Below are 25,189 nucleotides of genomic sequence, written 5' to 3'. Positions count from 1 at the left end.
CTCGCAGGCACTCTCAAGTACTTCTTGGGGAACCAAAACTGCAACTGCGGCTACGCTAGCACCCCGTCACGGGGTTGTCACATGACAATCACCCGAAGTCGTGGTCTCTCCCGTGCCTGTTCACCGGGTGTCGCCGACACGCCAGGTGCGCCGACCGACGAACGGTCGACGCACCCTCCACGACGGCACCTCCGCCTCCAGGACGTCACGGAATGCTCGCCAGCACCCGCCCTTCGGCCTCGGCGGCACGAGCACGTTCGGTCTGCCGGTCCGCCAGGTTCAGCGCGGCCACTCGGGGCGTGGTCCCGTCCGCGTCCCATGCAGCCATCAGCGGCGGGATCTTCGCGAGCATCTCCTCGCGCAGGACGCTGAACGACAACACGGGATCGGCGTCGACGCGGCCGAGTAACAACCACCACGCCCACGCCACGGCACCCGCGTTGGCGACGAAGTCCGGGATCACCGGAATCCCCTTGGCCGCCAACAGGTGCTCGGCCTCCTCAGTCACCGGGGTGTTCGCCGCCTCGATGACGACGCCGGCGTTGATGTCGCCGACCCGGTCCGGCGTGATCGCGTACGACACCGCTGCCGGGATGAGGACGTCGACCTCGGTCGTGAGGACCGCGTCCCGCGGCAGTTGTACGACGTCGTCGGGCAGCAGAGTGCGGTCGATCTCCCCGTAGCGGTCCCGGGAATCCAGCAACGCCGGAACGTCGAGGCCGTCCGGGTGGTGCACCGCGCCGACGGCGTCCGCCACGGTCACGATCTTGAGTCCCGCCTGGTGCAGGTACCAGGCGGCGCCGCCGCCCATGGTGCCGACGCCCTGCACGGCGACCGTCGTCTGCGCCGGTTCCCACGCCCGGGCGTGCACGACACCGAGGCAGGACTGCGCGACGCCGTAGCCACCGACCACGTCCCCCAGCAGCAGACCGCCCGGCACCGGGGCGTTGAGCCCGGCCCGCACCCGGCGCAGCGTGTGCTCGACGTCCGGAGCCCGGCGAATCGCCGCGTGGTACGACTGCTCGAGCCCGGTCTCCTCGAAGACCTCGTCGATGAGCTGCTGCGGCACCCCGAGATCCTCGGCTGTGACCCAGTGCGCGTCGATCCAGGGACGCATCGCCTCGACGAACCGCCGCAGGACGCCGTGCGCCTCCGGCGACTTCGGGTCGCAGTCGATACCGCCCTTCGCACCACCCACGGGGAGGTCGAACACGGCGGTCTTGCGTGCCATACCGCGTGCCAGGTCCTCGACCTCGGCCAACGTGCAGCCGGCCCGCATCCGTGTCCCGCCCGTGGCGAGACCGGACACAAGGCTGTGCACGACCAGGTATCCACGTCGACCCGTCACCGGGTCGTTCCACGTCACCCTCATCAGCGGGTCGCCGTCCACGAATGCCACCGGCCGTACCTCCTTCCGGGTGCGGAGCGTCCGGTGGGCGCAGCAGCGGCTGCACCCACCGTGTTCTGAAGAGAAGAGGGCTCGCCACCGCCACGAGGCAGTGGGCGAGCGGGACTGGACCGAGATCGAAGGAAGTGAGTCAGGCGTTCTCGGGCGAAACTGGCTGAATCGGCCGCACGCTGCTCAGCGGTACACATCGGGGCATACCCCGATGTGTGTCACGAATGTCGCAGCCAGAGAGAAGAAGAAGACAGCCAGCGGACCTGACGTTGAGGGCCTTGCACGGTCACTCGACGCATGGTCACCTCCCGGTCGGCTGGCGATGACTCGAAGGTAAGACGCGTCGTGATTTATTGTCAACAATCAGGCGACCCAACCGTGACAGATTTATGTTTCCGCAGGTCACATGGCTTTTCATTGCCCTTTGGGGTGTCGCTGCACGGCGCGCGCCGGACGGCTTGTCGACGATCACTCGCCTGTCGGCGATCTTTCTGCCGAAACCCACCGACCGTCGGGTCTGAACCTGCGAGGATGCAGCCATGACCGCACCGGAGCCCCCGCGGGCGGCGCTCGAGGAGACCGAGCAACAACGGTTGATCCAGCAGATCGGCCGCAGCCTCGCCGGATCGCTGCCGCCCCGCTGGAACGAGGCCCTGCTCGAGTACCGCGCACTCGGCACCCATGTCGAAAGCGCCGCCCTGTTGATCACCGCGAACGGTGTCACCGTTCCACTGGCCGCTCCCCCGGACTCGGAGGCACTGTTCACTCGCCTGCGCGACGGGATGTATCGCCCGGAACGGGGCACCTGGGTCAGCGCCGCCTACCGCCTGCGACGGCCGGGAAGCTACAGCGTCGACTTCAACGGCGAGCTCGAACCCGCGTGGACCCACCCGCCGACTCCGGATCAGTACCACGACGAGCTGCGCCGGTTCCCGCGCGCGGTGCAGAACACGCCCGCCTGGCTCGCACCCCCGACGGACCCGTCGCACAACGGCCCCGCACCGCACCAGGCCCAGACGGGCCGGGACAACTCAGGCGAACGGGCGCTGGAGCGCGAGCGGTACTGATCCCGGAGCGGGCATACGGTCGGTGTCGGCGCGCGAACGGGAGCCGGGGCGGATGAGGTCACCGATGGACGAGGGAGACCGGGCCGAGAAGGTCTTCGTGGGCGGCCCAGTGGCCACAATGGACGCCGTGCGCTCCACGACGGACGCCTGTGCGGTCCGGAACGGACGCATCGTGGCGCTCGGCTCCGCCGCCGTCGAGGACACCATCGGTCCGCTCACCGAGATCGTCGATCTCGACGGACGGCTGCTCCTGCCCGGGTTCCACGACGCGCACGTCCATCCTCTCTACGGCGGCCTGGAACGGTTGCGCTGCGACCTTTCGGCCACGGACAGCGCGCCGGGGTGCTTGCGGCGGATCGAGCACGCCGCCGAACGCGGCACCGGATGGCTCCTCGGCGGCGGGTGGGAGTCCGCGCACTTCCCGGGTGGCACACCGACCCGGGAGACGCTCGACGCGGTCACCGACGAGCGGCCCGCCTACCTACTCAGCCGGGATCATCACGCGGCGTGGGTGAACAGCGCGGCGCTGCGCATCGCGGGACTCGACCGGCAGACCCCGGATCCGCCGGACGGATGGATCGAACGCGCCTCCGACGGCTCACCGGCAGGGGTGCTGCACGAAGGCGCGACGGAACTGGTGACACCGGTCCTCCCCCGCGCCGGCGCCGCCGACCGCCGTGCGGGGCTGCTCGAGGGTCAGCGGCACCTGCACTCGTGCGGCGTCACGTCATGGCACGACGCGATCATCGGACCGTACGCGGGCTACGACGACCCGCTGCCCACTTATCTGGAACTCGACGAGGCCGGGCTGCTCACCGGCAAGGTCCGGGGCGCGCTGTGGTGGCGACGAGACGGCGACGACGCCCAGCTGGCCGACCTGCGCGCGCGGCGGGAGAAGACACGCGGCCGCGCACGCATGCGCGCGGAAACCGTCAAGATCATGCTGGACGGGGTGTGCGAGAACCTCACCGCGGCGATGAGGCTTCCCTACCTCGGCTCCCGGACATCGGGGCTGTCCCACCTGGATTCGTCCACTGTGGCTGACGTCGTGCGGCTGCTGGACGCGGACGGGTTCCAGGTGCACTTCCACGCCGTCGGCGACCGCGCGGTCCGGGACGCGCTCGACGCGTGCGCGCACGCCCGCCGGACCAACGGACGGTCCGACCTGCGCCACCAGATCGCACACGTGCAGGTCGTCGACCCGGACGACGTCGAGCGGTTCCGCGACCTCGGGGTGGCCGCGACCATCCAACCTCGATGGGCCGTGCGGGACGCGGCGATGACCGAGTTGACGCTGCCGTACCTCGGCGACCGCCGGTCCGAGTGGCAGTACCCGTTCGGTTCCCTCCGTCAGGCGGGCACCGTGCTCGCGGTGGGCAGCGACTGGCCCGTCTCGGAGGCGGATCCGCTCCTCGCGCTGCAGATCGCCGCGACGCGCACCGAACCGGGTGAGACCGACCCACTGCTGCCCGCCGAGTCGCTGCCCCTGACGGACGCGGTCGCCGCAGCGACGATCGGCAGCGCCTGGGTCAACCACGTCGACCATCGGACCGGCTCGCTGGAACTCGGCAAGGACGCCGACCTCGCGGTGCTCGACCGGGACATCTTCCGGATACCGGTCGACGAGATCGCCCGCGCGCGGGTCGATCACACCTTCGTCGAAGGCCGCCTCGTCCACTCCCGGGAGAACCGCCGCTGAGGGGGCATTTCGGATCTTGGTTAGGTGGTCGGGTACCGCCGCACCGGTTCGCGCCTCGTTGCGTTGGGGTCCTCTTGAGTACCAGAAGTACGCGGGGAGAGCCCTTTACTTGTGAGGCACGAACTCCGAACGCCGGAGCCTCTACCGTGCCCCGGCTGGGCACGGTGAGGCGTGCCCTACGGACGCAAAAGCCAGTTCCCGAACGCACGCTGAGTTCGACGCGCTCGCGTGTCATGTCGACCACAAGGCGGAGTGAACGGCTTCGCCGCAGCGGGCGATGTAGTCGACGGCGGGACCGCCGCGAATTCCGAGGGAACGGGAGTCGGTGAGGTCGTCGATCAGGACGGCGACCACCGCTTCGGGACGGTCGCCGGTGCCGATGAGTCCGACGTCGTGGCGCAAGCAGGACTCCTCACCGGTCTTGTTCCAACAGCGCGCATCCCACGGCAGCCGGGCGGGGAGCCGGTCCCGCACTTGCTGGCGCGCCAACACGCCCAACGCATGTCTCGTGGTGCCTGGGTCGAGCGCGTGCCCGGACGCGAGTGCCGCCAGAATCCTCGCTTGATCCACCGCGGTGGTTACGTTGTCCAGGCCCGCCGCCTGCGCCCTCATGTCGTTGAGGTGGCGCTGTAGCTGCGTGTCCGGGCATCCCAGCGACACGGCCGTGTCGGTGACGGCATCGCAGCCGACCGCGTCGATCACCGTGTTGGTGGCGACATTGTCGCTGATCACGATCATGAGCGTGATCAGGTCGGTCAGCTCCATGCTCCGGAGGCCGTGCAGTTCGCGCAGCACGCCGGTCCCTCCGACCCGATCGCCGGGTTCCGGCAGTGGCAAGCAGGAGTCCCATCGCATCGTGCCGTCCTGCACGGCTCGCAGCGCCGTGATCATCACCAGGACTTTGATCGTGCTCGCGGCGTCCACCTGCCGGGTCTGCCCGATCAGCACCGGCTCGTTCTCGTCGAGGTGCCAGGCGGCGAATCCGAGCCGGCCAGGACAGTCACCCGGAAGCCGAGCTCGGAGTCGCTCAGCGAACGAACGCATCCCGCCACCCAATCACAGTGTTCTCCGACGGCTCGGCATCAGCGTGGCTTTCGCTCAGAGCGAGCAGACGTCACTCTGTCGAACCTCGGCTTCGGGCCACATGAACGTTTACGGTGACGACATCGAGCGCAAGAGTCTCTCGTGCTCGACGGAGGCGGTCACCGGCCGGACGACCCCGGCGCGGGTGCGACGCAGGCGGAGCAGCCGGGCGAACGCCCGGCGCGGCAGACGAAAGCAGGTGCGTGTCGGTGGAGTCGACGATCAACTCCGTGATCGGTTCGGGCGGCGGGACCTTCGAGTCCGGTCAGGAGTACCTGTCGCGCAATCCGGCGCGACTGGACGACGTGGTGGCTCGTGTGCAGCTCGGCGGCCCGGACGCACTGCGTGCCGCCGCCAAGGACGCACGCGCTGCCCAGCGTGAGTGGGCCAAGGTCCCGGCGCCGGTGCGCGGCCGGGTCGTCGCCTCTCTGGGCCGGATCGTGGAGGCCAACAAAGAATCACTGTCCCGCCTGGTCACCCGTGAGATCGGCAAGCCCTACGCGGAAGCCCTCGGTGAGGTCCAGGAGATCATCGACACGTGCGACTACTTCCTCGGCGAGGGACGACGTCTCTACGGCCAGACGGTGCCGTCGGAGATGCCGGACAAGCAGCTGTTCACGTTCCGGATGCCGGTCGGCGTCGCCACGGTGATCACCGCGGGCAACTTCCCGGTGGCGGTGCCCTCCTGGTACCTCGTCCCCGCGTTGCTGTGCGGGAACTCCGTGGTCTGGAAACCCGCCGAGTACGCGGCGGCCTCCGCGCGTGCGTTCGCCGAGATGTTCTGGCGCGCGGGCGTGCCGCGCGGTGTGCTCAACGTCGTCTACGCGGACGGCGAGTCGACCTACGAGGGCCTCGAGGGCGCGTTGCATGACGGCAACGTCAACAAGGTCGGGTTCACCGGGTCCAGCGCCGTCGGTTCGAAGGTCGGCGAACTCACCGGACGCTACACGCAGAGCCCGTGCCTGGAGCTCGGCGGCAAGAACCCCATGATCGTCTGCGACGACGCCGACCTGGATCTCGCCGTCGAAGGTGCGCTGTTCTCCGGGTGGGGCACGGCCGGGCAGCGCTGCACCTCGCTCGGCAACCTCGTCGTGCACCGTGACATCCACGACGAGTTCGTCCGCAGGCTCGACACCGCCCTGCGCGGGGCCACGGTCGGCGACCCCACCGGGGGCGCACTGTTCGGCCCGCTGCTGGACCAGAAGTTCGCCGACAACTTCGAGAAGATCCTCGGCTGGATCCAGCCGCATCACACCGTGCTCGGCTCCGAGACCACCGGTCGCATCACCGGCTCGACGCCGCGTGCGGGTTTCGACGGCGATCCCGAGGCCGGCCTGTTCTACCACCCGGTGCTGGTGGACGGGGTACGCCCGGACGACGAACTGTTCATGCAGGAGACCTTCGGGCCGATCGTCGGGGTCACCACGTTCGAGAACCTCGATGAGGCGATCGAGATCGCCGACAAGCCCGGGTACGGCTTGTCGGCCGCGATCTACACGACCGACCCGGCCAACGCGTTCCGGTTCCGGGAGGGAATCGGCGCGGGCATGCTCAGCGTGAACAACTCGACGTCCGGAGCGGAGGCGCACCTGCCGTTCGGCGGCAACGGCAAGTCCGGCAACGGCAGCCGTCAGTCCGGAATCTGGGTGCTCGACCAGTTCACCCGGTGGCAGTCGCTGAACTGGGACTTCTCCGGGCAGTTGCAGAAGGCACAGATGGACGTCGCCACCGTCGAACCGGACATGGACTACCGGTTGCCGCCGGAGCTGGGCGGTGAGTGAGCGATGACCTCCGCGCTTCCCGAGCACGCGGAGGTCGTCGTCGTCGGCGGCGGGGTGATCGGGACCAGCACGGCCTTTCACCTCGCCGAGGCCGGCGTCGACGTTCTGCTGCTCGAACGCGACGAACTCGGTGCGGGCAGCACCTGCCGGGCAGCGGGCGGGGTGCGGGCGCAGTTCTCGGACTCAGTGAACATCGCACTCGGGCAGCGCAGTCTCCGTGCCTTCGAGAACTTCGGTTCGCGCCCCGGCGCCGAGATCGACCTCAAGCAGCACGGCTACTTGTTCCTGCTGTCGAACGGCGACGATCTCGCGGTCTTCGAGCGCAACGTCGAGCTGCAGAACTCCATGGGGGTGCCCAGCCGCATCCTCACGGTCGACGAGGCGTGTGCGCTCTCGCCGTACGTCGTGCCGGACGGTCTGGTCGGGGCCGCGTTCTCCCCGGCGGACGGACACTGCACGCCGGAGGCGGTGGTGCAGGGGTACGCGCAGGCGACGCGGCGACACGGTGGCGTGGTCCGGCGGCACTGCGCGGTCACCGGGATCACCACCAGTGGCGCGGAGATCACCGCGGTGCGGACCGACCACGGTGACGTCGCCACGTCGATCGTGGTCTGTGCCGCCGGGGCGTGGTCGGCGGCGATCGGCTCCCTGGTCGGCGTGGAACTCGACGTGCGGCCGTTGCGCCGCCAGATCCTGGTGTCCGAAGCGGTCCCCGATCTGCCGCGGACACTGCCGTTCACGATCGATTTCGACTCGAGCTTCTACTTCCACACGGAAGGCCAGGGCCTGCTGATCGGCATGTCCGACCCCGACGAGGAGTTCGGTTTCCGCACCGACACCGACGATCGGTGGTTGGGCCGGCTCACGGACGCCATCGCGCGGCGGGCGCCCCGGCTGGCGGACCTCGGCGTGGGTCACGGCTGGGCCGGCCTGTACGAGGTCACGCCGGACCGCAACGCACTGGTCGGCGAGTCCGACCGCCCCGGGCGCTTCCTGTACGCGACGGGCTTCTCCGGGCACGGCTTCCTCCAGGGACCGGCGGTCGGCGAAGTGCTGCGCGACCTGGTGCTCGAACGGGAGCCCGTGGTGGACGTCTCGGCGTTGCACGCCGACCGATTCGCGCACGCGGCCGTGCGCCCCGAGCACAACTGCATCTGAGCACTAGGCGTCCGCGAACGGGACGCATCGAGGGACAAGGATGGTTGCGGTGACGGATCTGTTGCAGGACATCGACGAGTTCGGCCCCGAGAAGATCGTGTGCGTGGCGGACTCCCGGACCGGCATGCGCGGTGTGCTCGTCATCGACAACACCGCCCGCGGCACCGGGAAGGGCGGCACTCGCATGAGCCCGTCGGTGACCGTCACCGAGATCGCCCGCTTGGCCCGGGTGATGACCTGGAAGTGGGCGGCCGTGGACCTGTTCCACGGTGGAGCGAAGGCGGGTATCAACGCGGACCCGAGCTCTCCGGACAAGGAGCGCATCGTCCGCGCGTTCGCGCGGAAACTCGCCGATCAGATCCCCGCCAGCTATGTCGCCGGACTCGACATGGGCATGTCGGAACGGGACGCGGCGATCATCCAGGACGAGCTGGGCGACAGGGGCACCGCCGTCGGGGTGCCCGAGGAACTGGGCGGCGTGCCCTACGACCAGCTCGGAGTGACCGGTCACGGGGTGGCCGAGAGTGTCGAGGCCGCACTGGCGCACCGGGGGCGCGGCGTGCAGGGGGCTCGTATCGCCTTCCAGGGTTTCGGGGCGGTGGGCAGCGCCGCCGCACGTCGTCTGCACGCGCGCGGGGCCCACGTCGTGGCGTTGTCCACGATGGACGGCTCGGTACACGACCCCGACGGACTCGACGTCCCGGGCTGGCTCGAAGCCCGGTCCGAGCTCGGGGACGCCTGCGTCGCGACCGCGCCGGCGTCGCACCAGCTGAGTCCGGGATCCGAGCTGCTCGTCGACTGCGACGTCCTCGTCCCCGCGGCGAGCCAGGACGTCATCGACGACCGGACGGCTCGACACATCAAGGCGCCCGTCGTCGTGGAGGGCGCGAACCTTCCGACGACTCCGTCGGCACGGGAAATCCTGGCCGGCAGGGACGTCGTGGTGGTACCCGACTTCATCGCCAACGCGGGTGGCGTGATCGCCGCGGGCTTCGCCATGGACGCCCGGTACTCGGCTTTCCGTCCGGAGGCGGCCACGATTCTCGACACCGTCACGGAGAAGTCCCGATCCAACACCACCCTGGTACTCGAGCGGTCGCGTACCGACGGGGTGCTGCCACACGAGGCTGCGCTGTCCCTCGCGCGCGAGCGGGTGCGCACCGCGATGGGGTTGCGCGGGCGCCTGCGGGCTCCCGCTTCCGCCGCCGCTCGGTACCCCGAGCCGGTGAGACCGGACCGGTGATGTCGCCGTGCTGAACCCGATCCACCTCCGCACCCTGCAGGAGTGCGTGCGCACCGGGTCGTTCGCCGAGGCGGGCCGTGCTCTCGGCTACACGGCCTCGGCCGTGTCCCAACAGATGATGCTGTTGGAACGCGCCATCGGTGCGCCGCTGTTCGAACGCACGGCGCGTTCGGCGCGCAGCACGGGCTTGGCGATACGACTGGCCGAACGCAGCCGGGACGCCCTCGGCGCGCTCGACGCTCTGCACCGGGAAGTGCAGGCGATGGTCGCCGGCGACGAGGGAAGCCTCCGGTTGGCCAGTTTTGCCACCGCGAACGCGCGGATCCTGCCGGAGGCGTTGGCGGCGGTGGTGGCGCAACGCCCGAACGCCGAGGTCCAACTCGACGAAGGCGAGCCCGACGAGGTCATCAGCGGCGTCGTCGACGGCCACGTCGACGCGGCGGTGGTCTTCGAGTACGACCTCGACCCGCGGCAGTGGCCACTCGAGTTGTGCGTCGACGAACTCATGGCCGAGCCGCTGTGGATCGCCTTGCCGGAGGGGCACCGGCTCGCCGCTCGGGACGAAATCGACCTGAGTGAGCTCGCCGGCGATCCGTGGATCTGTACCCGTCGCGACACCGCGGGTGCTCGGTCGCTGGTCCGGCTCGCCGCCGCCGCGGATTTCGTTCCCCGGATCGTGTTCCGCAGCAACGACTACTCGGTCGTCCGTGACCTGGTTTCGCGCGGCTTGGGGGTGGCCGCCCTGCCCGGCCTCGCCCTCGCCGACGACGGCGTGCGCACCAAGCCGATCCTCGGCAGGCAACCTCACCGACGCGTGAAAACGCTCTACCGCAAACAGAACACCAACCCGCTGCTGCCGATCGCCCTCGACCAGCTCGCGCGCTCGTGCGCGAAGTTCGCCGAGGGTTGGCAGGCCACCGACCGCGATCGACGAGCGGAGACCGCGACACCATGACCATGCCTGAACACGAACCGATCGACGCCCACTTCCTCGACGCCGTCGCCGCACTGCATCACCGCGAGCCCGTCGATCCCGGCGCGAAGGTGGTCACCGGCAGCCCCGCGTCCGGCGTCGACCTGCTCGACCTCTTCGACGCGCAGCTGGGCAGCAGGCACCTCGACCTCGTGGCGAGGAAGCTCGGCGCCCGCCGGGAAGGTTTTTACAGCATCGGCTCGTCGGGGCACGAGTCGAACGCCGCCGTCGCGGCCGCACTACGCCCCACCGACCCGGCCCTGTTGCACTACCGGTCCGGGGGCTTCTACCTCGCGCGCGCCAACCAAGTACCCGGGCACGACGCCCTGCGTGACGTCCTGCTCGGCATCGTCGCTTCGGCAGACGAACCGATCTCGGCGGGCAGGCACAAGGTGTTCGGCCACCCCGATCTCGGGATCATCCCGCAGACCTCCACCATCGCCTCCCACCTGCCCCGAGCGGTCGGACTCTCCTTCGCATTGTCCCGGGCGGACAAGCTCGGAGGGTGCCATAGCTGGGGACCCGACGCGGTCGTGGTGTGCAGTTTCGGGGACGCTTCGGCGAACCACTCCACGGCCACCGGCGCGATCAACTCCGCGCTGCACACCGCACATCAGGGCGTTGCGATGCCGCTGTTGTTCGTGTGTGAGGACAACGGGATCGGGATCAGTGTCCGCACCCCGCACGGCTGGATCGAGACGACGTACGCGCAGCGTCGCGGACTGCGGTACTTCACTGTGGACGGTCACGATCCGGAGCATTGCCTTGCCGTCTCGCGCGAGGCGGCCGCCTGGGTGCGGCGACACCGCAAGCCCGCATTCCTGCACCTGCGCACTGTCCGTCTCATGGGACACGCGGGATCCGACGTGGAGTCGGGATACCGGGCACGCAACGAGATTCTCGCCGACTACGAACACGACCCCCTGCTGGCCACCGCTCGCTCCCTCGTGGAACACCGCACGCTCACGCCGGAAGAAGTACTCCGCCGCTACGAAGAGAAGCGCACGGAGGTCGCGGCGCTCGCCGACGAGGTCGTGGGGCGCCCCAAACTGGCAGGCAGCGCGGCCGTGATGGAGGCGATCGCGCCCACCCGGCCCGAACAGGTCCGGCGCCGCGCGGTCCACGTCGATCCCGAACACCGACGTGCCGGTCTCGGAAAACTTCCGGAAGACGAAGGGCCGTTGACCCTCGCGCAAGCGATCAACCGGTCACTCGCTGACGAGCTCGTCCGCGACGAGCGGGTGACGGTCTTCGGTGAGGACGTCGCACGTAAGGGCGGCGTGTACGGGGTGACACGTGGGCTGCGCAAGCGATTCGGTGCGACGCGCGTGTTCGACACGCTGCTCGACGAGCAGAGCATCCTCGGCACGGCGCTCGGCTCCGGCCTCGCCGGGCTCGTGCCGATCCCGGAGATCCAGTATCTGGCGTACCTGCACAACGCCTCGGACCAGCTCCGGGGCGAGGCGAGCACGCTGAGCTTCTTCTCCGACGGGCAGTACCACAATCCGATGGTGGTCCGGATCGCCGGTCTCGGGTACCAGAAGGGCTTCGGCGGGCACTTCCACAACGACAACAGCGTGGCCGCGCTGCGCGATCTGCCGGGTGTGGTGCTGGCCGCGCCCTCGCGTCCGGACGACGCGGCGCAGATGCTGCGGACCTGCGTGGCCGCGGCGCACGAGGACGGCCGCGTGTGCGTGTTCCTCGAACCGATCGCGCTCTACCACACGCGGGATCTGCACGAGACGGGCGACAACGAATGGCTCGCGCCGTACCCCGGATTCGACGCCGGTCACGTGCCCATCGGCAGCGCGCGCGAACACGGCGACGGCGAGGACCTGACGATGGTGACCTTCGGCAACGGACTCCCGATGAGCCTGCGCGTGGCGGCACGACTACGGGAACGCGGTGTGGGTGTCCGGGTGCTGGATCTGCGGTGGCTCGCGCCGCTTCCGGTTTCGGATCTGCTGCACTCGGCGAATGCCACCGGCCGGGTGCTCGTGGTCGACGAGACCCGCCGCTCCGGCGGCATCTCGGAGGCGGTCGTCACGACCTTGGTGGACAACGGGTTTCGCGGCGACCTCGGGCGGGTGTGCAGCGAGGACTCGTTCATCCCCCTCGGCGAGGCGGCCAATCACGTCCTGCTGGACGAAGCCACCATCGAGAAGGCGGCACTCAACCTCACCAAGCGCTGACCCCGCGGACGCGGATACTTCCCGGTGTGCGGACTGCCCCTCTCATGCTGGAGCGGTCACCACGTACGCACCACCGGCGGGTTCTCAGCGCCCTCCTCGCGCGGACAGCGGTTTTCGCCGCGTAGGCCGACTCAGTAAACCGATCCCGCAGCGAGGAGGGCGCTGAGAACCCGCCACCCGACCCGCCGATCACAACCTTCTGATTCATGAGGAGTTCTTACTCACCGACGCCGCGTTTCTGGTCGACCAGGGTCTGCCGTTCGGGTTCGATCCAGAGGATGACGCGTTCGGACTTGATGTTCTCCTCCGGGTAGTCGTGGCCGGTGTACTTCTGGGCGAGCTGGTCGAGATGACTGCGTGCCCGAGCCCCCGTCGTGGTCTCGGTGACGCGCCCGCGGACCTCCGCGTATCGGTACGGGTCTGCCTCGTCGCGGACGAGTACGGTGATCCGCTCGTCCTGACCGACGTTGCGTGTCTTGGCCCGATGCGTCTCGGTGTTGAGCACCATCGTCCCGTCGAGCATCCCGACCCAGATCATCTGCGTCTGGATCTTTCCGCTCGGGAACACCGTGGACACGGCGGCGAAGTTCGGCCCGGCCGCCAGCTCCTCGGTCATCGTCATCAGTTCCGGCCCGTTCGACGTGTTCGCCGCCATGACTGCACTCCCGCTCTCACCCGTGTGCTCCCTGCTGCCCGACGGGTTCCCCGGCGGCGGTTCCGTCAATCACGCGAGCCCAATTCGCAGTCACACCACGCGTGGCCAGCCGGGGCACGGCGAGGGGCTCCGGTACCGGCCCACCTACCTCACTACCACAATGCCCCTGTCAGGCGTCCGGGTCGCCGAATACCTTGCCGGGGTTGAAGATCCCGGCAGGGTCGAGTGCGTTCTTCACCGAGTGGTGCATCCCGATCACCGTCGGCCCGAGTTCGGCGTGCACACCGCGACGCTTGAGCAACCCCACGCCGTGCTCGCCGGTGACGGTCCCGCCGAGCGCGAGCGCGTCCTCGATGATCTCCTCGAACGCCTGCTTCGCTCGAGTCCGAGCCTCGTCGTCACCCGCCGGGACGATGATCAACGGGTGCAGGTTGCCGTCGCCGGCGTGAGCGATGTTCGCGATGCGGGTGTCGTGCGCCTTCGCGGCCTTCTCGATTCGTTGCAGCATGTCCGGCACCGACGCCCGAGGAACGCAGATGTCCTCGGTCAGCAACGGGCCTAGTCGTTCGAACGCCGGATAGGCCAGTCGACGTGCCGCAAAGAGCGCGTCGGCCTCGTGTTCGTCGGTCGACCGCGCGCTCCACGTCGCGCCTGCCTCGTCGAAACAGCGCACCAGCGTGTCGACCTCGTCCTCCCCCGCCGCGCCCGGCGTGTCCGAACGGCCGAGCAGAAGCACGTCTGCTTCCGCGCTCAGGCCCATGTTCTTCCACGCGTCGACGGCTTCGAGACAGCTGCGGTCGAGCAGTTCCAGCGCCGAGGGCACGACCCCGGCGGCCGTCACAGCCGCCACGGCCTCCCCCGCCGCGACCAGCGAGTCGAAGTAGCCCACGACCGTCCGTTCCGGAGCCCGTACACCGGGCAGGAGCCGGACGGTGATCTCGGTGATGATCCCGAGCGTGCCTTCGGAACCGACGAACAAGCCGCACAGGTCGTAGCCCGCGACGCCCTTGGCGGTGCGCCTGCCGAGCCGCACGACCTCGCCGTCGCCGACGACAGCTTCGATGCCGAGCACGTAGTCCCGCGTGACGCCGTACTTCACGCAGCAGAGCCCGCCCGCGTTGGTGGCGACGTTGCCGCCGAGTGTCGACCACGGCGCGCTCGCCGGGTCGGGCGGGTACCAGGCGCCCTGTTCGCGGCACGCTGCGCGGAGGTCGTCGTTGACGACGCCCGGTTGCACGACGGCGAGCTGCTCGCGGGGGTCGATCTCCAGGATCCGGTCCATGGCCTCGAACGAGAGCAACACGCATCCCTCGAGTGCGTTGGCACCGCCGGACAGGCCGGTGCCTGCCCCACGCGGCACCACGGGGACACCGTGCTCGGCGCACGTCGCGACCACAGTGGCCACGTCGGCGGTGCTCGCCGGGCGAACCACGGCCGCCGGCGTACCGAACGGGGCCCATTCGGCCTCGTCGTGGGCGTAGCGGCCGATCGAGTCCGGGTCGGTCACCAGCCGGGACTCGTCGAGCACCGCGCGCAGCGCCTCCACCACGCCGTGAACCATGTCGCCTCCTGTCGCGATGACGGCACTGCCGTGGAACGGCCCCCACGGTATCCGTGGGAGCTTCGACCACACCACGTCCGCGCACGGACTCACAGCGACGACGTCAACACGAGCTCACCGGCCTCGGAGCGCACCTCGAATCCCGCCGCGTCCTCCCGCAGGACCGACGAGTTGAGATTGCACGTCATCTCCTGGTCGCCGGTTCCGATGAACTCGCCCGCGCTCACCCGGCGACCGTCGTCGGAGGTGACCACGACCCGGTACGTCTCGTCGGCCTCGAAGCCGCTCGCGGCGAGAGTGATCTCCATTCCCCAGGTGTGCGGAATGACTTCGGCGCCGGCCTCCACGTCGCGGTCCTCGATCGCCACCACCACCGGCTCCACGGGCTGGTCCGGGGGGCTCGGTGCCGCCAGATAACCGAGGGGCAGGGCGACGATCGCTGTCAGCGCCGCTGCGACGACCGGCACGACCCAGCGTGGACGTACCTGTCCAGTACGAGCCTGCTGAGACCGGATCTCGTGCACGATGCTGTCGTCGAGTCCAGGCGGCGGAGCCGGTGTACTCGTCAGCGTGTGAGGGTCGACCTGCCGCAACGGTTGCGCCAGCGGTGCGATGTCGTCCAGTTCCGCGCGGCAACGGGTGCACGAGTCCAGGTGTGCGAGGACACGAGTGCGTTCGTGGTCGTCGAGCTGGTCGAGCGCGAACGCCCCGAGCATCTCGACCACGGTGCGGTGCTCGTCGCTCACGGTTCCACCCCCATCTCGTCCATCGCCAGCCGAAGGGCCTTCAAGCCGTAGAACACTCTGCTCCGGAGAGTGCCGACCGGGATTTCCTGCTCGTGCGCGACCTCGGGATACGGACGGCCACGAAGATACGTCTCCACGAGCGCGGCGCGGTGTTCCGGAGTGATGCGCCGCATCGCCTCCTCGACGAGCCACGACGTCATCACCGACTCGTCGTGCGCGAGGTCGCCGTGGGCGAGCGTGGCGAGCGCCCGGTCGTCGACCAGCCGCACCGGCCGGGCGCGTACCCGGCGCACCTCGTCGACCACCGCGTTCCTGGCGATCGCGAACAGCCAGACGCGCAGGCTGCCGACTTCGGCGTCGAACGACTCCGCCGCGCGCCACGCCCGCAGGAACACTTCCTGGACGACGTCGCGCGCCCGTCCTTCGTCGCCGAGCTGCCGCAGGGCGAAGCGGTACAGCTCGGGGCCGTGCATGGCGTAGGCCGCGCGGACGCCGTGTTCGGACCGGAGATCGAACTCGCCCGGCCAGTCGTTCCTCCGGCTCTGTCGCGAACGGCGCATCCATCCACCTCCCCTTCGACAGCTGTGTACGCCGCGACGGCGCGCTGCGTTCAACCACGACTGCGTGCCTCGGCGTTCGACCACGGACGGCAACCACAGGGTTCACCCGGTTCGGGCGCGAACGCCGGTGAACGGATAGTTCCGACAACTCGTACATATCAACATCCGAGGTCGGACGGTCGCACGCGGGGACGACCCTGCGGGCGGTCACGGAGGAACGGAGACGCACATGCGCAAGATCGCACTGGCTCGAACCGGGGTGGCAGGGATCTCGGCAGCCCTGCTGGCGGTGCTGCCCGCAGGGCTGGCGCACGCCGACGACGAGGTCCCGGAACCCGCCGAGTTCACCAGCATGCTCACCACGATGGCCACGCCGGACATGGTCGTGAACTCGGACGACCAACCGTCTCCCGGAGAGCCGGGAGCGTCGGGAACCTTCACCTTCCGAATCAACAGCGACGACGAGATCATCTGCTACGACATCGTCCTCAACGGCGTGACTCCGCCGTACGACAGCCCCGCACGAACCGCCACGCACATCCACGAGGCGGCCGCGGGGACCTCGGGACCACCACGGCTGGTCTTCCCCGACCCGGAGGACGCCGGCGACGGGACCCTGCGCAGCGAAGGATGCATGCAAGGGCCGTTCACGACCGGTCTCACCGGTGACGACGACGTGACCGACACCGGCGAAGGGTTCAGCCTCGCGCAGCTCGAGGCCGCACCGGAGCAGTTCTTCGCCGACACCCACACCTCGCAGTTCACCGACGGGGCGGTACGGGGACAGCTGAGCATGGTCCCGATGGGTGGAGCAGAGACCGGTGGCGGTGCCACCGCCCAGGACGAGCCGGGAGCATTGCTTCCCCTCGGAGCGTTGGCCGCCACCGCCCTCGGAGCGGGTCTGATCGTCGTCGCGCGCAACCGCACGACGCAGTCGGACCGATAATCACCTCGCCCGGACCACCGGCCGGGAGGCCCGCCACGCGCGGTAGCACCCGGCCGGTGACTACCCCCCGGAAAGCCCCGATGCAGCGTCGGATCAACACCATCGTCGCGGCCGTGGCCGTCATGACGCTCGGTGCATGCACCTCACCGACTTCCGGCACGCACCGGGCTGAACCCGCCACGGTCGAGCGCCCTCCCGCCGTCGTCTCCGAAGCCGAGACGTCGGCCCCGGTCGCGCTGACGATTCCCGCGCTCGACCTCACCGGAGGCCTGGCCCGCACCGGCCTCACCGACGACAACACGCTGGAGGTTCCCGAGTTCGGCGAGATGAGCTGGTTCGAGGACGGAGTCACTCCGGGTGCGAGTGGCCCCGCCGCGATCCTCGGCCACGTCGACTCGCGTTCCGGGCCCGACGTGTTCTACCGACTGGACGAGCTCTCCCCCGGCGACGAGATCTTTGTCGACTCGGCCGCGGGACAGACCCTCGAGTTCGTCGTACGAAAGGTCGAACAGCACCCCAAGGACTCGTTTCCCACCGAAGCCGTCTGGCTCCCCACCCCGGACCGCGAACTTCGTCTGATCACGTGTGGCGGCGCGTTCGACGACCGGGAGCAGAGCTATCGCGACAACGTCATCGTCTTCGCCTCGCTGCGACCCGAGGCCCCGGGAACCTGACGACCCGGGAGCCAACGCGGATCCGGAGACACACAACGGCCCCGCCCACCGTGCTCCGGTGGGCGGGGCCGTTGATGTCAGGAAGAGGCGACTAGTCGCCCTGCGGTGCCCAGTGGTCGAGCATCTCCACGAACGTCTCGAACGCGGGCTTGGAATTCCCGTACGGGGCCTCCAGGTGGATGCTCAACGGGAACCCGAGCTCGCCCGCACCGTCGACGACCCGCTTGTAGAGGTCGACGAGCTTCTGCTTGCGCTCGGCGAACGAGAGCTGCGCGATCTCGGCCACCCACCGCTGCTCGGCCTCCACCGCGGGATTACCCGGGTCCTGGATCAGCCAGTCGATGAGCTTCTTGCCGGACTCCATACCCGGAACGAACCCGAACGAGAGCAGGACCTCCGGCCGGTGCTCGGTCTCCGTCGCGAACTGCCGCAGGAACCCGACGATCGCGTCCGAGTACAGCAATTGGGTCATGCCGAACGTGGCGCCGCGATCACACTTGAAGTTGAACCGGCCCTGCTCGCCCTCCCGGGTCGGGATGAGGATCGAGCCGCGGTTGTCGACCACGTCCTGGAACTGGGTCAGCGCGTCCGTCGGCGCCATTCCCGGTCCTTCGCCGTCGGCCATCGTGCGCGGCACACCGACGAACGTCACCCCGTCCATGCCGGAGTCCCGCAGCTCACGGAGCCGTTCGGTGAGCTGTTCCTTCTCGTGGAAAGCCGTCACCTGGGTGCACAGGCCCTTGACGCCTGCCAACTCCGGGCGCACGGTCTTCCAGAAGTCGATGACGTCCATCTTCGGCTTCATCGCTACCGGACGATCCTCGTCCTCGGCGATGATCCCGGGAATCATCACGTGCCGCAGGTGCTCACCGAATCCGGTGGCGCGGCCGTTGTCCACGACCTTGCGGGCTTCAGCCAGCGCGGTTTCCTCGCCGCCTTCGAGGTTCGGCGGAACCAGTTCGAGTGCGATGGTCTGCATGTCGGCCTCAGGTTTCCCTCCGTCGACGTCGGCCGTCGCACCGCGGGTGCGATGTGCCCCGCCTAGGCAGCACCGCGGGTGCGATGCTGCTTCGGCGGCAGCGACCGAACGAGCTACGAACAATCCGATGACGGTGCCGCCACCGCCCTCCGCGGCGCCCTGCCACCGTCCGGTGTGGACGGTGGCAGGAACACCAGGGCGGTGCCGGCGACCGATCATCCGATCAGTAGCGGTAGTGCTCGGGCTTGTACGGGCCCTCGACGTCGACACCGATGTACTCGGCCTGATCCTTGGTGAGCTTGGTGAGCTTCACACCGAGAGCGTCGAGGTGCAGCCGCGCGACCTTCTCGTCGAGGTGCTTCGGCAGCACGTAGACGTCCTTGGCGTACTCGCCCGGCTTGGTCCAGAGCTCGATCTGCGCGAGCGTCTGGTTGGTGAACGAGTTCGACATCACGAAGCTCGGGTGCCCGGTGGCGTTGCCCAGGTTCAGCAGACGACCCTCGGAGAGCACGATGATCGCGTGCCCGTCCTGGAAGGTGAACTCGTGCACCTGGGGCTTGATCTCGACCTTCTTGATGCCGGGAGTCTTCTCCAGGTTCGCCATGTCGATCTCGTTGTCGAAGTGACCGACGTTGCCGACGATGGCGTTGTGCTTCATCTGCGACATGTGCTCGGCGGTGATGATGTTGAAGTTGCCGGTGGTCGTGATGAAGATGTCCGCGGTCTCGACGACGTCCTCCATCGTCTTGACCTCGTAGCCCTCCATCGCCGCCTGCAGCGCGCAGATCGGGTCGATCTCGGTGACGATGACGCGGGCACCCTGGCCGCGCAGCGACTCCGCCGAACCCTTACCGACGTCGCCGAAGCCGCAGATCACGGCCGTCTTGCCACCGATGAGCACGTCGGTGCCACGGTTGATGCCGTCGACCAGCGAGTGGCGGCAGCCGTACTTGTTGTCGAACTTCGACTTGGTGACCGAGTCGTTGACGTTGATCGCCGGGAACAGCAGGTCGCCGGACTTGACCAGCTCGACGAGCTTGTGCACGCCGGTCGTGGTCTCCTCGGTGACGCCCTTGATCTCCTTGGCCGTCTTGGTGAACCGCTGCTTGTCGGCCTCGAGGCTCTTGCGCAGGGTCGCCAGGACGACCTTGAACTCCTCCGGGTCCTCGTCGGTCGGCTGCGGAACAGCGCCGGCCTTCTCGAACTCGACACCCTTCTGGACCAGCATGGTCGCGTCGCCGCCGTCGTCCAGGATCATGTTCGGACCCTGGTCGCCGGCGAAGTTCTGCCAGAGCTGGTCGGTGCACCACCAGTACTCTTCCAGCGTCTCGCCCTTCCAGGCGAACACCGGGGTGCCTTCCGGCTTGTCCGGGGTGCCGTTCCCGACGACGACCGCCGCGGCGGCCTCGTCCTGGGTGGAGAAGATGTTGCAGGACACCCAGCGAACCTCGGCGCCGAGCTCCACCAGGGTCTCGATGAGCACCGCGGTCTGCACGGTCATGTGCAGCGAACCCGCGATGCGAGCACCCTTGAGCGGCTTGCTCGCGGAGTACTCCTTGCGAGTAGCCATCAGGCCCGGCATCTCGTGCTCCGCCAGGCGGATCTGGTGACGGCCGCTGTCGGCCAGCTTCGGGTCCGCGATGGCGAACTCGATACCGTTGACCTTCTCGAGCTTCGGGCTCATGGTTTCCTTTCTTCGTTTCCCTTTCCAGGGCACTGTTGACACTCGCGGCCTGAGAAGGCCCGCGTCACACGTTGAAGTACTTGGCTTCCGGGTGGTGGCTGACGATCGCGTCCGTGGACTGCTCCGGATGCAGCTGGTATCCCTCCGAGAGCACCACGCCGATGCGCTCGCTGTCGAGCAGGTCCACGAGCTTCTCCCGGTCCTCGATCTCGGGGCACGCGCCGTACCCGAACGAGTACCGGGCGCCGCGGTAGCCGAGCTTGAAGAACTGCTCGACCTCTTCGGGGTCCTCCTCGGACACCGACTTGCCCGGCGACCACAGCAGCTCCTGGCGGACCCTGCGGTGCCAGTACTCCGCCAGGGCCTCGGTCAGCTGCACACCCAGACCGTGGATCTCCAGGTAGTCCCGGTAGGAGTTCTTCGCGAACAGCTCGTTGGCGTAGTCCGCGATCGGCGTACCCATCGTGACCAACTGGATCGGCAGGACGTCGACCTGGCCGAGCTCCTCGGCCCGCTCCCGGGACCGGTAGAAGTCCGCCAGGCACAGACGGCGCTCCCGCTGCTGCCGAGGGAAGTGGAAGCGGTGCCGCTCCTGGGCGTCCGGCTCCTCCTTGTCGAGCACGACGAGGTCGTTGCCCTCGGACACGCACGGGAAGTAGCCGTAGACCACCGCCGCGTGCTGCAGGATGCCCTTGGTGGCGAGCTCGTCCATCCAGGCCCGCAGCCGCGGGCGCCCGTCGGACTCGACCAGCTCCTCGTACGACGGGCCCTGACCCTTCTTCGAGCCGCGCAGACCCCACTGCCCGAAGAAGGTGGCCCGCTCGTCCAGCAGCGACAGGTAGTCGTTGACCGGGACGCCCTTGACGACCTTCGAGCCCCAGAACGGAGGTGTCGGGACACCCGGATTCGGGTCGACGTCCGACTTGGTCGTGTCGTCGAGGCTCGGAAGCTCACCCTGCTCGGCCTTGCGTTTCTCGGCGATGCGCTGGGACCGCTCGTGGCGAGCCTTCCGCTCGGCCTTCTTGGCCGCTTCCTTCTCGTCCTCCTCGGGGTTGTCGCCCCGCTTGGAGGACATGATGCGGTCCATGAGGGTCAGCCCCTCGAACGCGTCCTTGGCGTAGCGGACGTCACCGTCGAAGGTCTCCTCGAGCTGGTTCTCCACGTAGGTCCGGGTCAGCGCCGCACCACCGAGCATCACCGGGTACTTCTCGGCGAGCTTCCTGGAGTTCATCTCCTCCAGGTTGTCCTTCATGATCACCGTGGACTTGACCAGCAGGCCGGACATGCCGATCGCGTCGACCTCGTTCTTCTCGGCCTCGTCCAGGATCGTGTTGATCGACTGCTTGATGCCGATGTTGACCACGTCGTAGCCGTTGTTGGACACGATGATGTCGACCAGGTTCTTGCCGATGTCGTGGACATCGCCCTTGACCGTGGCCAGCAGCAGCTTGCCCTTGCCGCCCGAGTCGTCCTTGTCCATGTGCGGCTCGAGGTGGGCCACCGCGGTCTTCATGCACTCCGCGGACTGCAGCACGAACGGCAGCTGCATCTGCCCGGAGCCGAACAGGTCACCGACGACCTTCATGCCGCCGAGCAGATCCTCGTTGACGATCTGCAGCGGCTTCTTCTCCTGCATCGCCTCGTCGAGGTCGGCTCCCAGGCCGTTCATCTCGCCGTCGATGATGCGTTGCTGCAGACGCTCGAACAGCGGCATCGCCGCCAGTTCCTCGGCCTTGGAGGCTCCGGTGGACTGCGCGCTCTGACCCTCGAAGAGCGCCATGAGCGTCTGCAGCGGGTCGTAGGCCCGCTCGTCGTCGGTGGCGGCGCGGCGCCGGTCGTAGACGAGGTCGAGCGCGACCTGGCGGGCCTCCTCGTCGATCTTGTTCATGGGCAGGATCTTGGACGCGTGCACGATGGCACTGTCCAGCCCGGCCTCACGGCACTCGTTGAGGAACACCGAGTTGAGCACCTGGCGGGCCGCCGGGTTGAGCCCGAACGACACGTTCGACAGACCCAGCGTGGTCTGCACCCGCGGGTGACGCTTCTTGAGCTCGCGGATGGCGTTGATCGTCTCGATGCCGTCCTGGCGGACCTCTTCCTGACCGGTGGTGATCGGGAAGACCAGGGTGTCGATGATGACCGCGGACTCGTCGAGGCCCCAGTTCTGGGTGAGGTCTTCGATGAGGCGCTCGGCCACGCGCAGCTTCCACTCCGCGGTCCTGGCCTGGCCCTCCTCGTCGATGCAGGTGCACACCACGGCGGCACCGTGCTCGACGGCCATCGTCATGACCCGGTCGTACCGTCCGCCCTCTTCGGTGCCGTCCTCGTAGTTGATCGAGTTGATCGCGCACCGGCCACCGAGGTGCTCCAGCCCGACCTCGATCACCTCGGCCTCGGTGGAGTCGACCATGACCGGCAGCGTGGAGGCGGTCGCGAGCCGCGAGGCAAGCTCCCGCATGTCGTAGGTGCCGTCCCGGCCGACGTAGTCCACGCACAGGTCGAGCATGTGCGCGCCCTCGCGGGTCTGCGTCTTGGCGATCTCGACGCAGTCCTCGTAGCGCTCCTCGAGCATCGCCTCGCGGAACGCCTTGGACCCGTTGGCGTTGGTGCGCTCACCGACGTTGAGGATCGAGGCGTCCTGCTTGAACGGGATCGCCTGGTACACCGACGAGATCGACGGCACCACGTTGGGCGTGCGCTGCGCCGGGTTGAGGCCGTCGACGGCTTCGGCGACCTGGCGCACGTGCTCGCCGGTCACACCACAGCAACCGCCGACCAGGCGGGCACCGAAGTTGTTGGCGAATCCGACCAGCGCCTCGGCCAGCTCGTGCGGCTGCAGCGGGTAGACCGCTCCGTTGTCGCCCAGTTCGGGCAGGCCGGCGTTGGGCATCACCGAGATCGGCACGGTCGCGTGCTCGGCGAGCACGCGCAGGTGCTCGCTCATCTCGGCGGGCCCGGTCGCGCAGTTCATGCCGATCATGTCGATGCCCAGCGGCTCCAGCGCCGTCAGGGCCGCCCCGATCTCCGAGCCGACCAGCATCGTGCCGGTCTGCTCGACGGTGACGTGGGCGATGATCGGCACGTGCCTGCCGTGCTCGGCCATGGCGCGCTTCGCCGCGACGATCGACGCCTTGGTCTGCAGCAGGTCCTGCGAGGTCTCGACCAGCACCACGTCGACGCCGCCGTCGAGCATGCCCAGGACCTGCTTGTGGTACGCGTCCCGAAGGTCCGCGTAGGGCGCGTGACCCAGTGTGGGCAGCTTGGTGCCCGGGCCCATCGATCCGAGCACGAAGCGGGGCTTGTCCGGCGTCGAGTACTCGGCACAGCACTCCTTGGCCAGCCGGACACCCGTCTCCGCGAGCTCACGGATGCGGTCCTCGATACCGTAATCACCGAGGTTGGGCAGGTTGCAACCGAAGGTGTTCGACTCGATGGCGTCGGAGCCGTTGGCCAGGAACCCCGTGTAGATCGAGCGCACCACGTCCGGGCGCGTATCGTTGAGGATCTCGTTACAGCCCTCGAGGTTCTGGAAGTCCTCCTCGACCGAGAGGTCGTACTCCTGCAACGCCGTACCCATGCCGCCGTCCCCGACGAGCACGCGTTCGGCGATGGCCGACAGGAAGCCGCTCGGGTCGTTGGCCTGCCGGCCCGATGTCGCTTGTTCAGTCATGACGTTGCTTTCTCCCGCTTTCAGCGAAGCACCGAGTCGACGTCGGCCGCAGCCGTGTCGCCGTATGCCTCTGCGAATCGAGCCACGAAGGAGCCCTTCTCGACGTCGTACTCCTGCGGGCCGTCGGTTTCCAGCGACGTGGTCGCCAAGGCGCAGCCGAGCTGGATCGACCGCTCCAGGTCCAAGCCCTTGGCCTGTCCGGCCAGAAAGCCCGCGCGCACCGCGTCGCCCGCACCGGTCGGGTCGCCGATCTGCTTCGGCTTGACCGCGGAAACCTCGATCGTCTCGGCCGTCTTGGACTCGATGCGCACGCCTTGATCGCCCAGGGTGGTGACCCACATGCCGACCTTGCCCAGCACCTCGTCGTCGGACCAGCCGGTCTTCTGCAGGAGCAGGCTGTGCTCGTACTCGTTGGTGAACAGGTACTTGGCACCGTCCACCAGCTTACGGATCTGCTCGCCGTCCATGAGGGCCAGCTGCTGGCTCGGGTCGGCCAGGAAGGGGTAACCGCGGTCGCGGCACTCCTGGGTGTGACGCAGCATCGCCTCGGGGTCACCGGCCGAGATCGTCACAAGGTCGACGCCACCGACCTTGTCGGCGATCGGCTTGATCTCGATCTCACGGGCCTCCGACATGGCGCCCGGGTAGAACGAGGCGATCTGGTTCTGGTCCTGGTCGGTGGTGCAGGTGAAACGCGCGGTGTGCGCGGTGGACGAGGTGTGCACGTGGGTCGTGTCCACGCCGTGACGCTCCAGCCACGCGCGGTACTCGGCGAAGTCCTCGCCGACCGCGTCCACCAGCAGCGAGCTGACCCCCAGTTTGCCGAGGCCGAAGGTGATGTTGGCGGCGATACCGCCCCGGCGGACCTGGAGTCCGTCGACGAGGAACGACAGGGACACCTGCTCGAGCTGGTCGGCGATCAGCTGCTCGGCGATCTTGCCGGAGTAGGACATGAGGTGGTCGGTGGCGATCGAGCCGGTCACCGCGATCTGCACTGCGAAACTCCTTCACCAGGGCCGATGTCGGGTGATGCCTGCCACCGGCCGGCGGTTAGCTGGGACGGTCGTGTCCGGGTGCGCCCGTCATGCTGCGGGACGCGGAGAACTCCACGCCCCGCAG

Annotated in this window: 19 protein-coding genes; 9 read left to right on the top strand and 10 right to left on the bottom strand. The window is 68.6% G+C overall.

Going from position 1 to position 25,189, the window contains the following annotated elements; genetic code table 11:
• Positions 1-205 precede the first annotated feature (205 nt).
• Entirely contained in the window at positions 206-1,372 is a 1,167-nt protein-coding gene (locus tag GIY23_RS10225; protein ID WP_187352152.1) for a Glu/Leu/Phe/Val family dehydrogenase, read from the bottom strand.
• A 566-nt stretch (positions 1,373-1,938) separates the two neighbouring features.
• On the opposite strand from GIY23_RS10225, the gene GIY23_RS10220 reads away from it, so the two are divergent.
• Together GIY23_RS10220 and GIY23_RS10215 are read left to right on the top strand one after the other, a co-directional pair.
• Positions 1,939-2,466 (top strand): hypothetical protein, encoded by a 528-nt coding sequence (locus tag GIY23_RS10220; protein ID WP_154076437.1) that lies wholly within the window; start codon positions 1,939-1,941, stop codon positions 2,464-2,466.
• 64 nt (positions 2,467-2,530) lie between these two features.
• Entirely contained in the window at positions 2,531-4,165 is a 1,635-nt protein-coding gene (locus tag GIY23_RS10215) for an amidohydrolase (RefSeq protein WP_187352088.1), read from the top strand.
• A 231-nt stretch (positions 4,166-4,396) separates the two neighbouring features.
• Here GIY23_RS10215 and GIY23_RS10210 read toward each other — a convergent pair whose 3' ends face one another.
• Complete coding sequence (locus GIY23_RS10210; RefSeq protein ID WP_154076435.1) at positions 4,397-5,209, bottom strand: serine hydrolase; 813 nt, start codon at positions 5,207-5,209, stop codon at positions 4,397-4,399.
• A gap of 248 nt (positions 5,210-5,457) precedes the next feature.
• Between GIY23_RS10210 and GIY23_RS10205 the strand changes: the two genes are divergently transcribed.
• The 5 genes from GIY23_RS10205 to GIY23_RS10185 are packed head-to-tail and all read left to right on the top strand — an operon-like array spanning position 5,458 to position 12,595.
• Positions 5,458-7,029, top strand: a complete 1,572-nt coding sequence (locus GIY23_RS10205; protein ID WP_154076434.1) for an aldehyde dehydrogenase family protein — start codon at positions 5,458-5,460, stop codon at positions 7,027-7,029.
• Between the two features lie 3 nt (positions 7,030-7,032).
• Positions 7,033-8,187: an NAD(P)/FAD-dependent oxidoreductase gene (locus GIY23_RS10200; RefSeq protein ID WP_154076433.1), complete on the top strand. Its 1,155-nt coding sequence runs from the start codon at positions 7,033-7,035 to the stop codon at positions 8,185-8,187.
• 40 nt (positions 8,188-8,227) lie between these two features.
• Complete coding sequence (locus tag GIY23_RS10195; RefSeq protein WP_222850277.1) at positions 8,228-9,430, top strand: Glu/Leu/Phe/Val family dehydrogenase; 1,203 nt, start codon at positions 8,228-8,230, stop codon at positions 9,428-9,430.
• Between the two features lie 7 nt (positions 9,431-9,437).
• Positions 9,438-10,385 carry a LysR family transcriptional regulator gene (locus GIY23_RS10190; RefSeq protein WP_154076431.1) on the top strand — a complete coding sequence of 316 codons (948 nt, stop codon included), beginning with the start codon at positions 9,438-9,440 and terminating at the stop codon, positions 10,383-10,385.
• Positions 10,382-12,595: a thiamine pyrophosphate-dependent enzyme gene (locus GIY23_RS10185; RefSeq protein ID WP_228717645.1), complete on the top strand. Its 2,214-nt coding sequence runs from the start codon at positions 10,382-10,384 to the stop codon at positions 12,593-12,595. The genes GIY23_RS10190 and GIY23_RS10185 overlap by 4 nt, the downstream gene beginning before the upstream one ends.
• A 217-nt stretch (positions 12,596-12,812) precedes the next feature.
• Here the strand turns inward: GIY23_RS10185 and GIY23_RS10180 are convergent, their stop codons facing one another.
• The 4 genes from GIY23_RS10180 to GIY23_RS10165 all read right to left on the bottom strand — a co-directional run bounded on the left by GIY23_RS10180 (position 12,813) and on the right by GIY23_RS10165 (position 16,117).
• Complete coding sequence (locus GIY23_RS10180) at positions 12,813-13,250, bottom strand: PPOX class F420-dependent oxidoreductase (protein WP_154076430.1); 438 nt, start codon at positions 13,248-13,250, stop codon at positions 12,813-12,815.
• Positions 13,251-13,419: 169 nt separating this feature from the next.
• Positions 13,420-14,811, bottom strand: a complete 1,392-nt coding sequence (locus GIY23_RS10175) for an FAD-binding oxidoreductase (protein ID WP_154076429.1) — start codon at positions 14,809-14,811, stop codon at positions 13,420-13,422.
• A gap of 89 nt (positions 14,812-14,900) precedes the next feature.
• Positions 14,901-15,557: an anti-sigma factor gene (locus GIY23_RS10170; protein ID WP_222850276.1), complete on the bottom strand. Its 657-nt coding sequence runs from the start codon at positions 15,555-15,557 to the stop codon at positions 14,901-14,903.
• Positions 15,554-16,117, bottom strand: a complete 564-nt coding sequence (locus tag GIY23_RS10165) for a sigma-70 family RNA polymerase sigma factor (protein WP_154076428.1) — start codon at positions 16,115-16,117, stop codon at positions 15,554-15,556. The genes GIY23_RS10170 and GIY23_RS10165 overlap by 4 nt, the downstream gene beginning before the upstream one ends.
• A 229-nt stretch (positions 16,118-16,346) precedes the next feature.
• On the opposite strand from GIY23_RS10165, the gene GIY23_RS10160 reads away from it, so the two are divergent.
• Positions 16,347-17,063 (top strand): CHRD domain-containing protein, encoded by a 717-nt coding sequence (locus GIY23_RS10160; RefSeq protein ID WP_187352086.1) that lies wholly within the window; start codon positions 16,347-16,349, stop codon positions 17,061-17,063.
• Between the two features lie 56 nt (positions 17,064-17,119).
• Positions 17,120-17,737 carry a sortase domain-containing protein gene (locus GIY23_RS10155; protein ID WP_154076427.1) on the top strand — a complete coding sequence of 206 codons (618 nt, stop codon included), beginning with the start codon at positions 17,120-17,122 and terminating at the stop codon, positions 17,735-17,737.
• A 91-nt stretch (positions 17,738-17,828) separates the two neighbouring features.
• Here the strand turns inward: GIY23_RS10155 and GIY23_RS10150 are convergent, their stop codons facing one another.
• The 4 genes from GIY23_RS10150 to GIY23_RS10135 form a co-directional block, all read right to left on the bottom strand.
• Complete coding sequence (locus GIY23_RS10150) at positions 17,829-18,716, bottom strand: mycobacterial-type methylenetetrahydrofolate reductase (RefSeq protein ID WP_154076426.1); 888 nt, start codon at positions 18,714-18,716, stop codon at positions 17,829-17,831.
• 223 nt (positions 18,717-18,939) lie between these two features.
• Positions 18,940-20,400, bottom strand: a complete 1,461-nt coding sequence (gene ahcY / locus GIY23_RS10145) for an adenosylhomocysteinase (protein ID WP_154076425.1) — start codon at positions 20,398-20,400, stop codon at positions 18,940-18,942.
• Between the two features lie 64 nt (positions 20,401-20,464).
• Positions 20,465-24,070, bottom strand: coding sequence for a methionine synthase (gene metH, locus GIY23_RS10140; protein WP_154076424.1), 3,606 nt, complete (start codon positions 24,068-24,070; stop codon positions 20,465-20,467).
• A 20-nt stretch (positions 24,071-24,090) separates the two neighbouring features.
• Positions 24,091-25,065: a carbohydrate kinase family protein gene (locus GIY23_RS10135; protein ID WP_154076423.1), complete on the bottom strand. Its 975-nt coding sequence runs from the start codon at positions 25,063-25,065 to the stop codon at positions 24,091-24,093.
• Between the last annotated feature and the right edge of the window lie 124 nt (positions 25,066-25,189).

Origin of the sequence: Allosaccharopolyspora coralli (assembly GCF_009664835.1) — a bacterium.
Classification (GTDB): Bacteria; Actinomycetota; Actinomycetes; order Mycobacteriales; family Pseudonocardiaceae; genus Allosaccharopolyspora; species Allosaccharopolyspora coralli.
The sequence above is the reverse complement of the archived record's forward strand: the minus strand, read 5'-3'. Positions and strand labels throughout refer to the sequence as shown.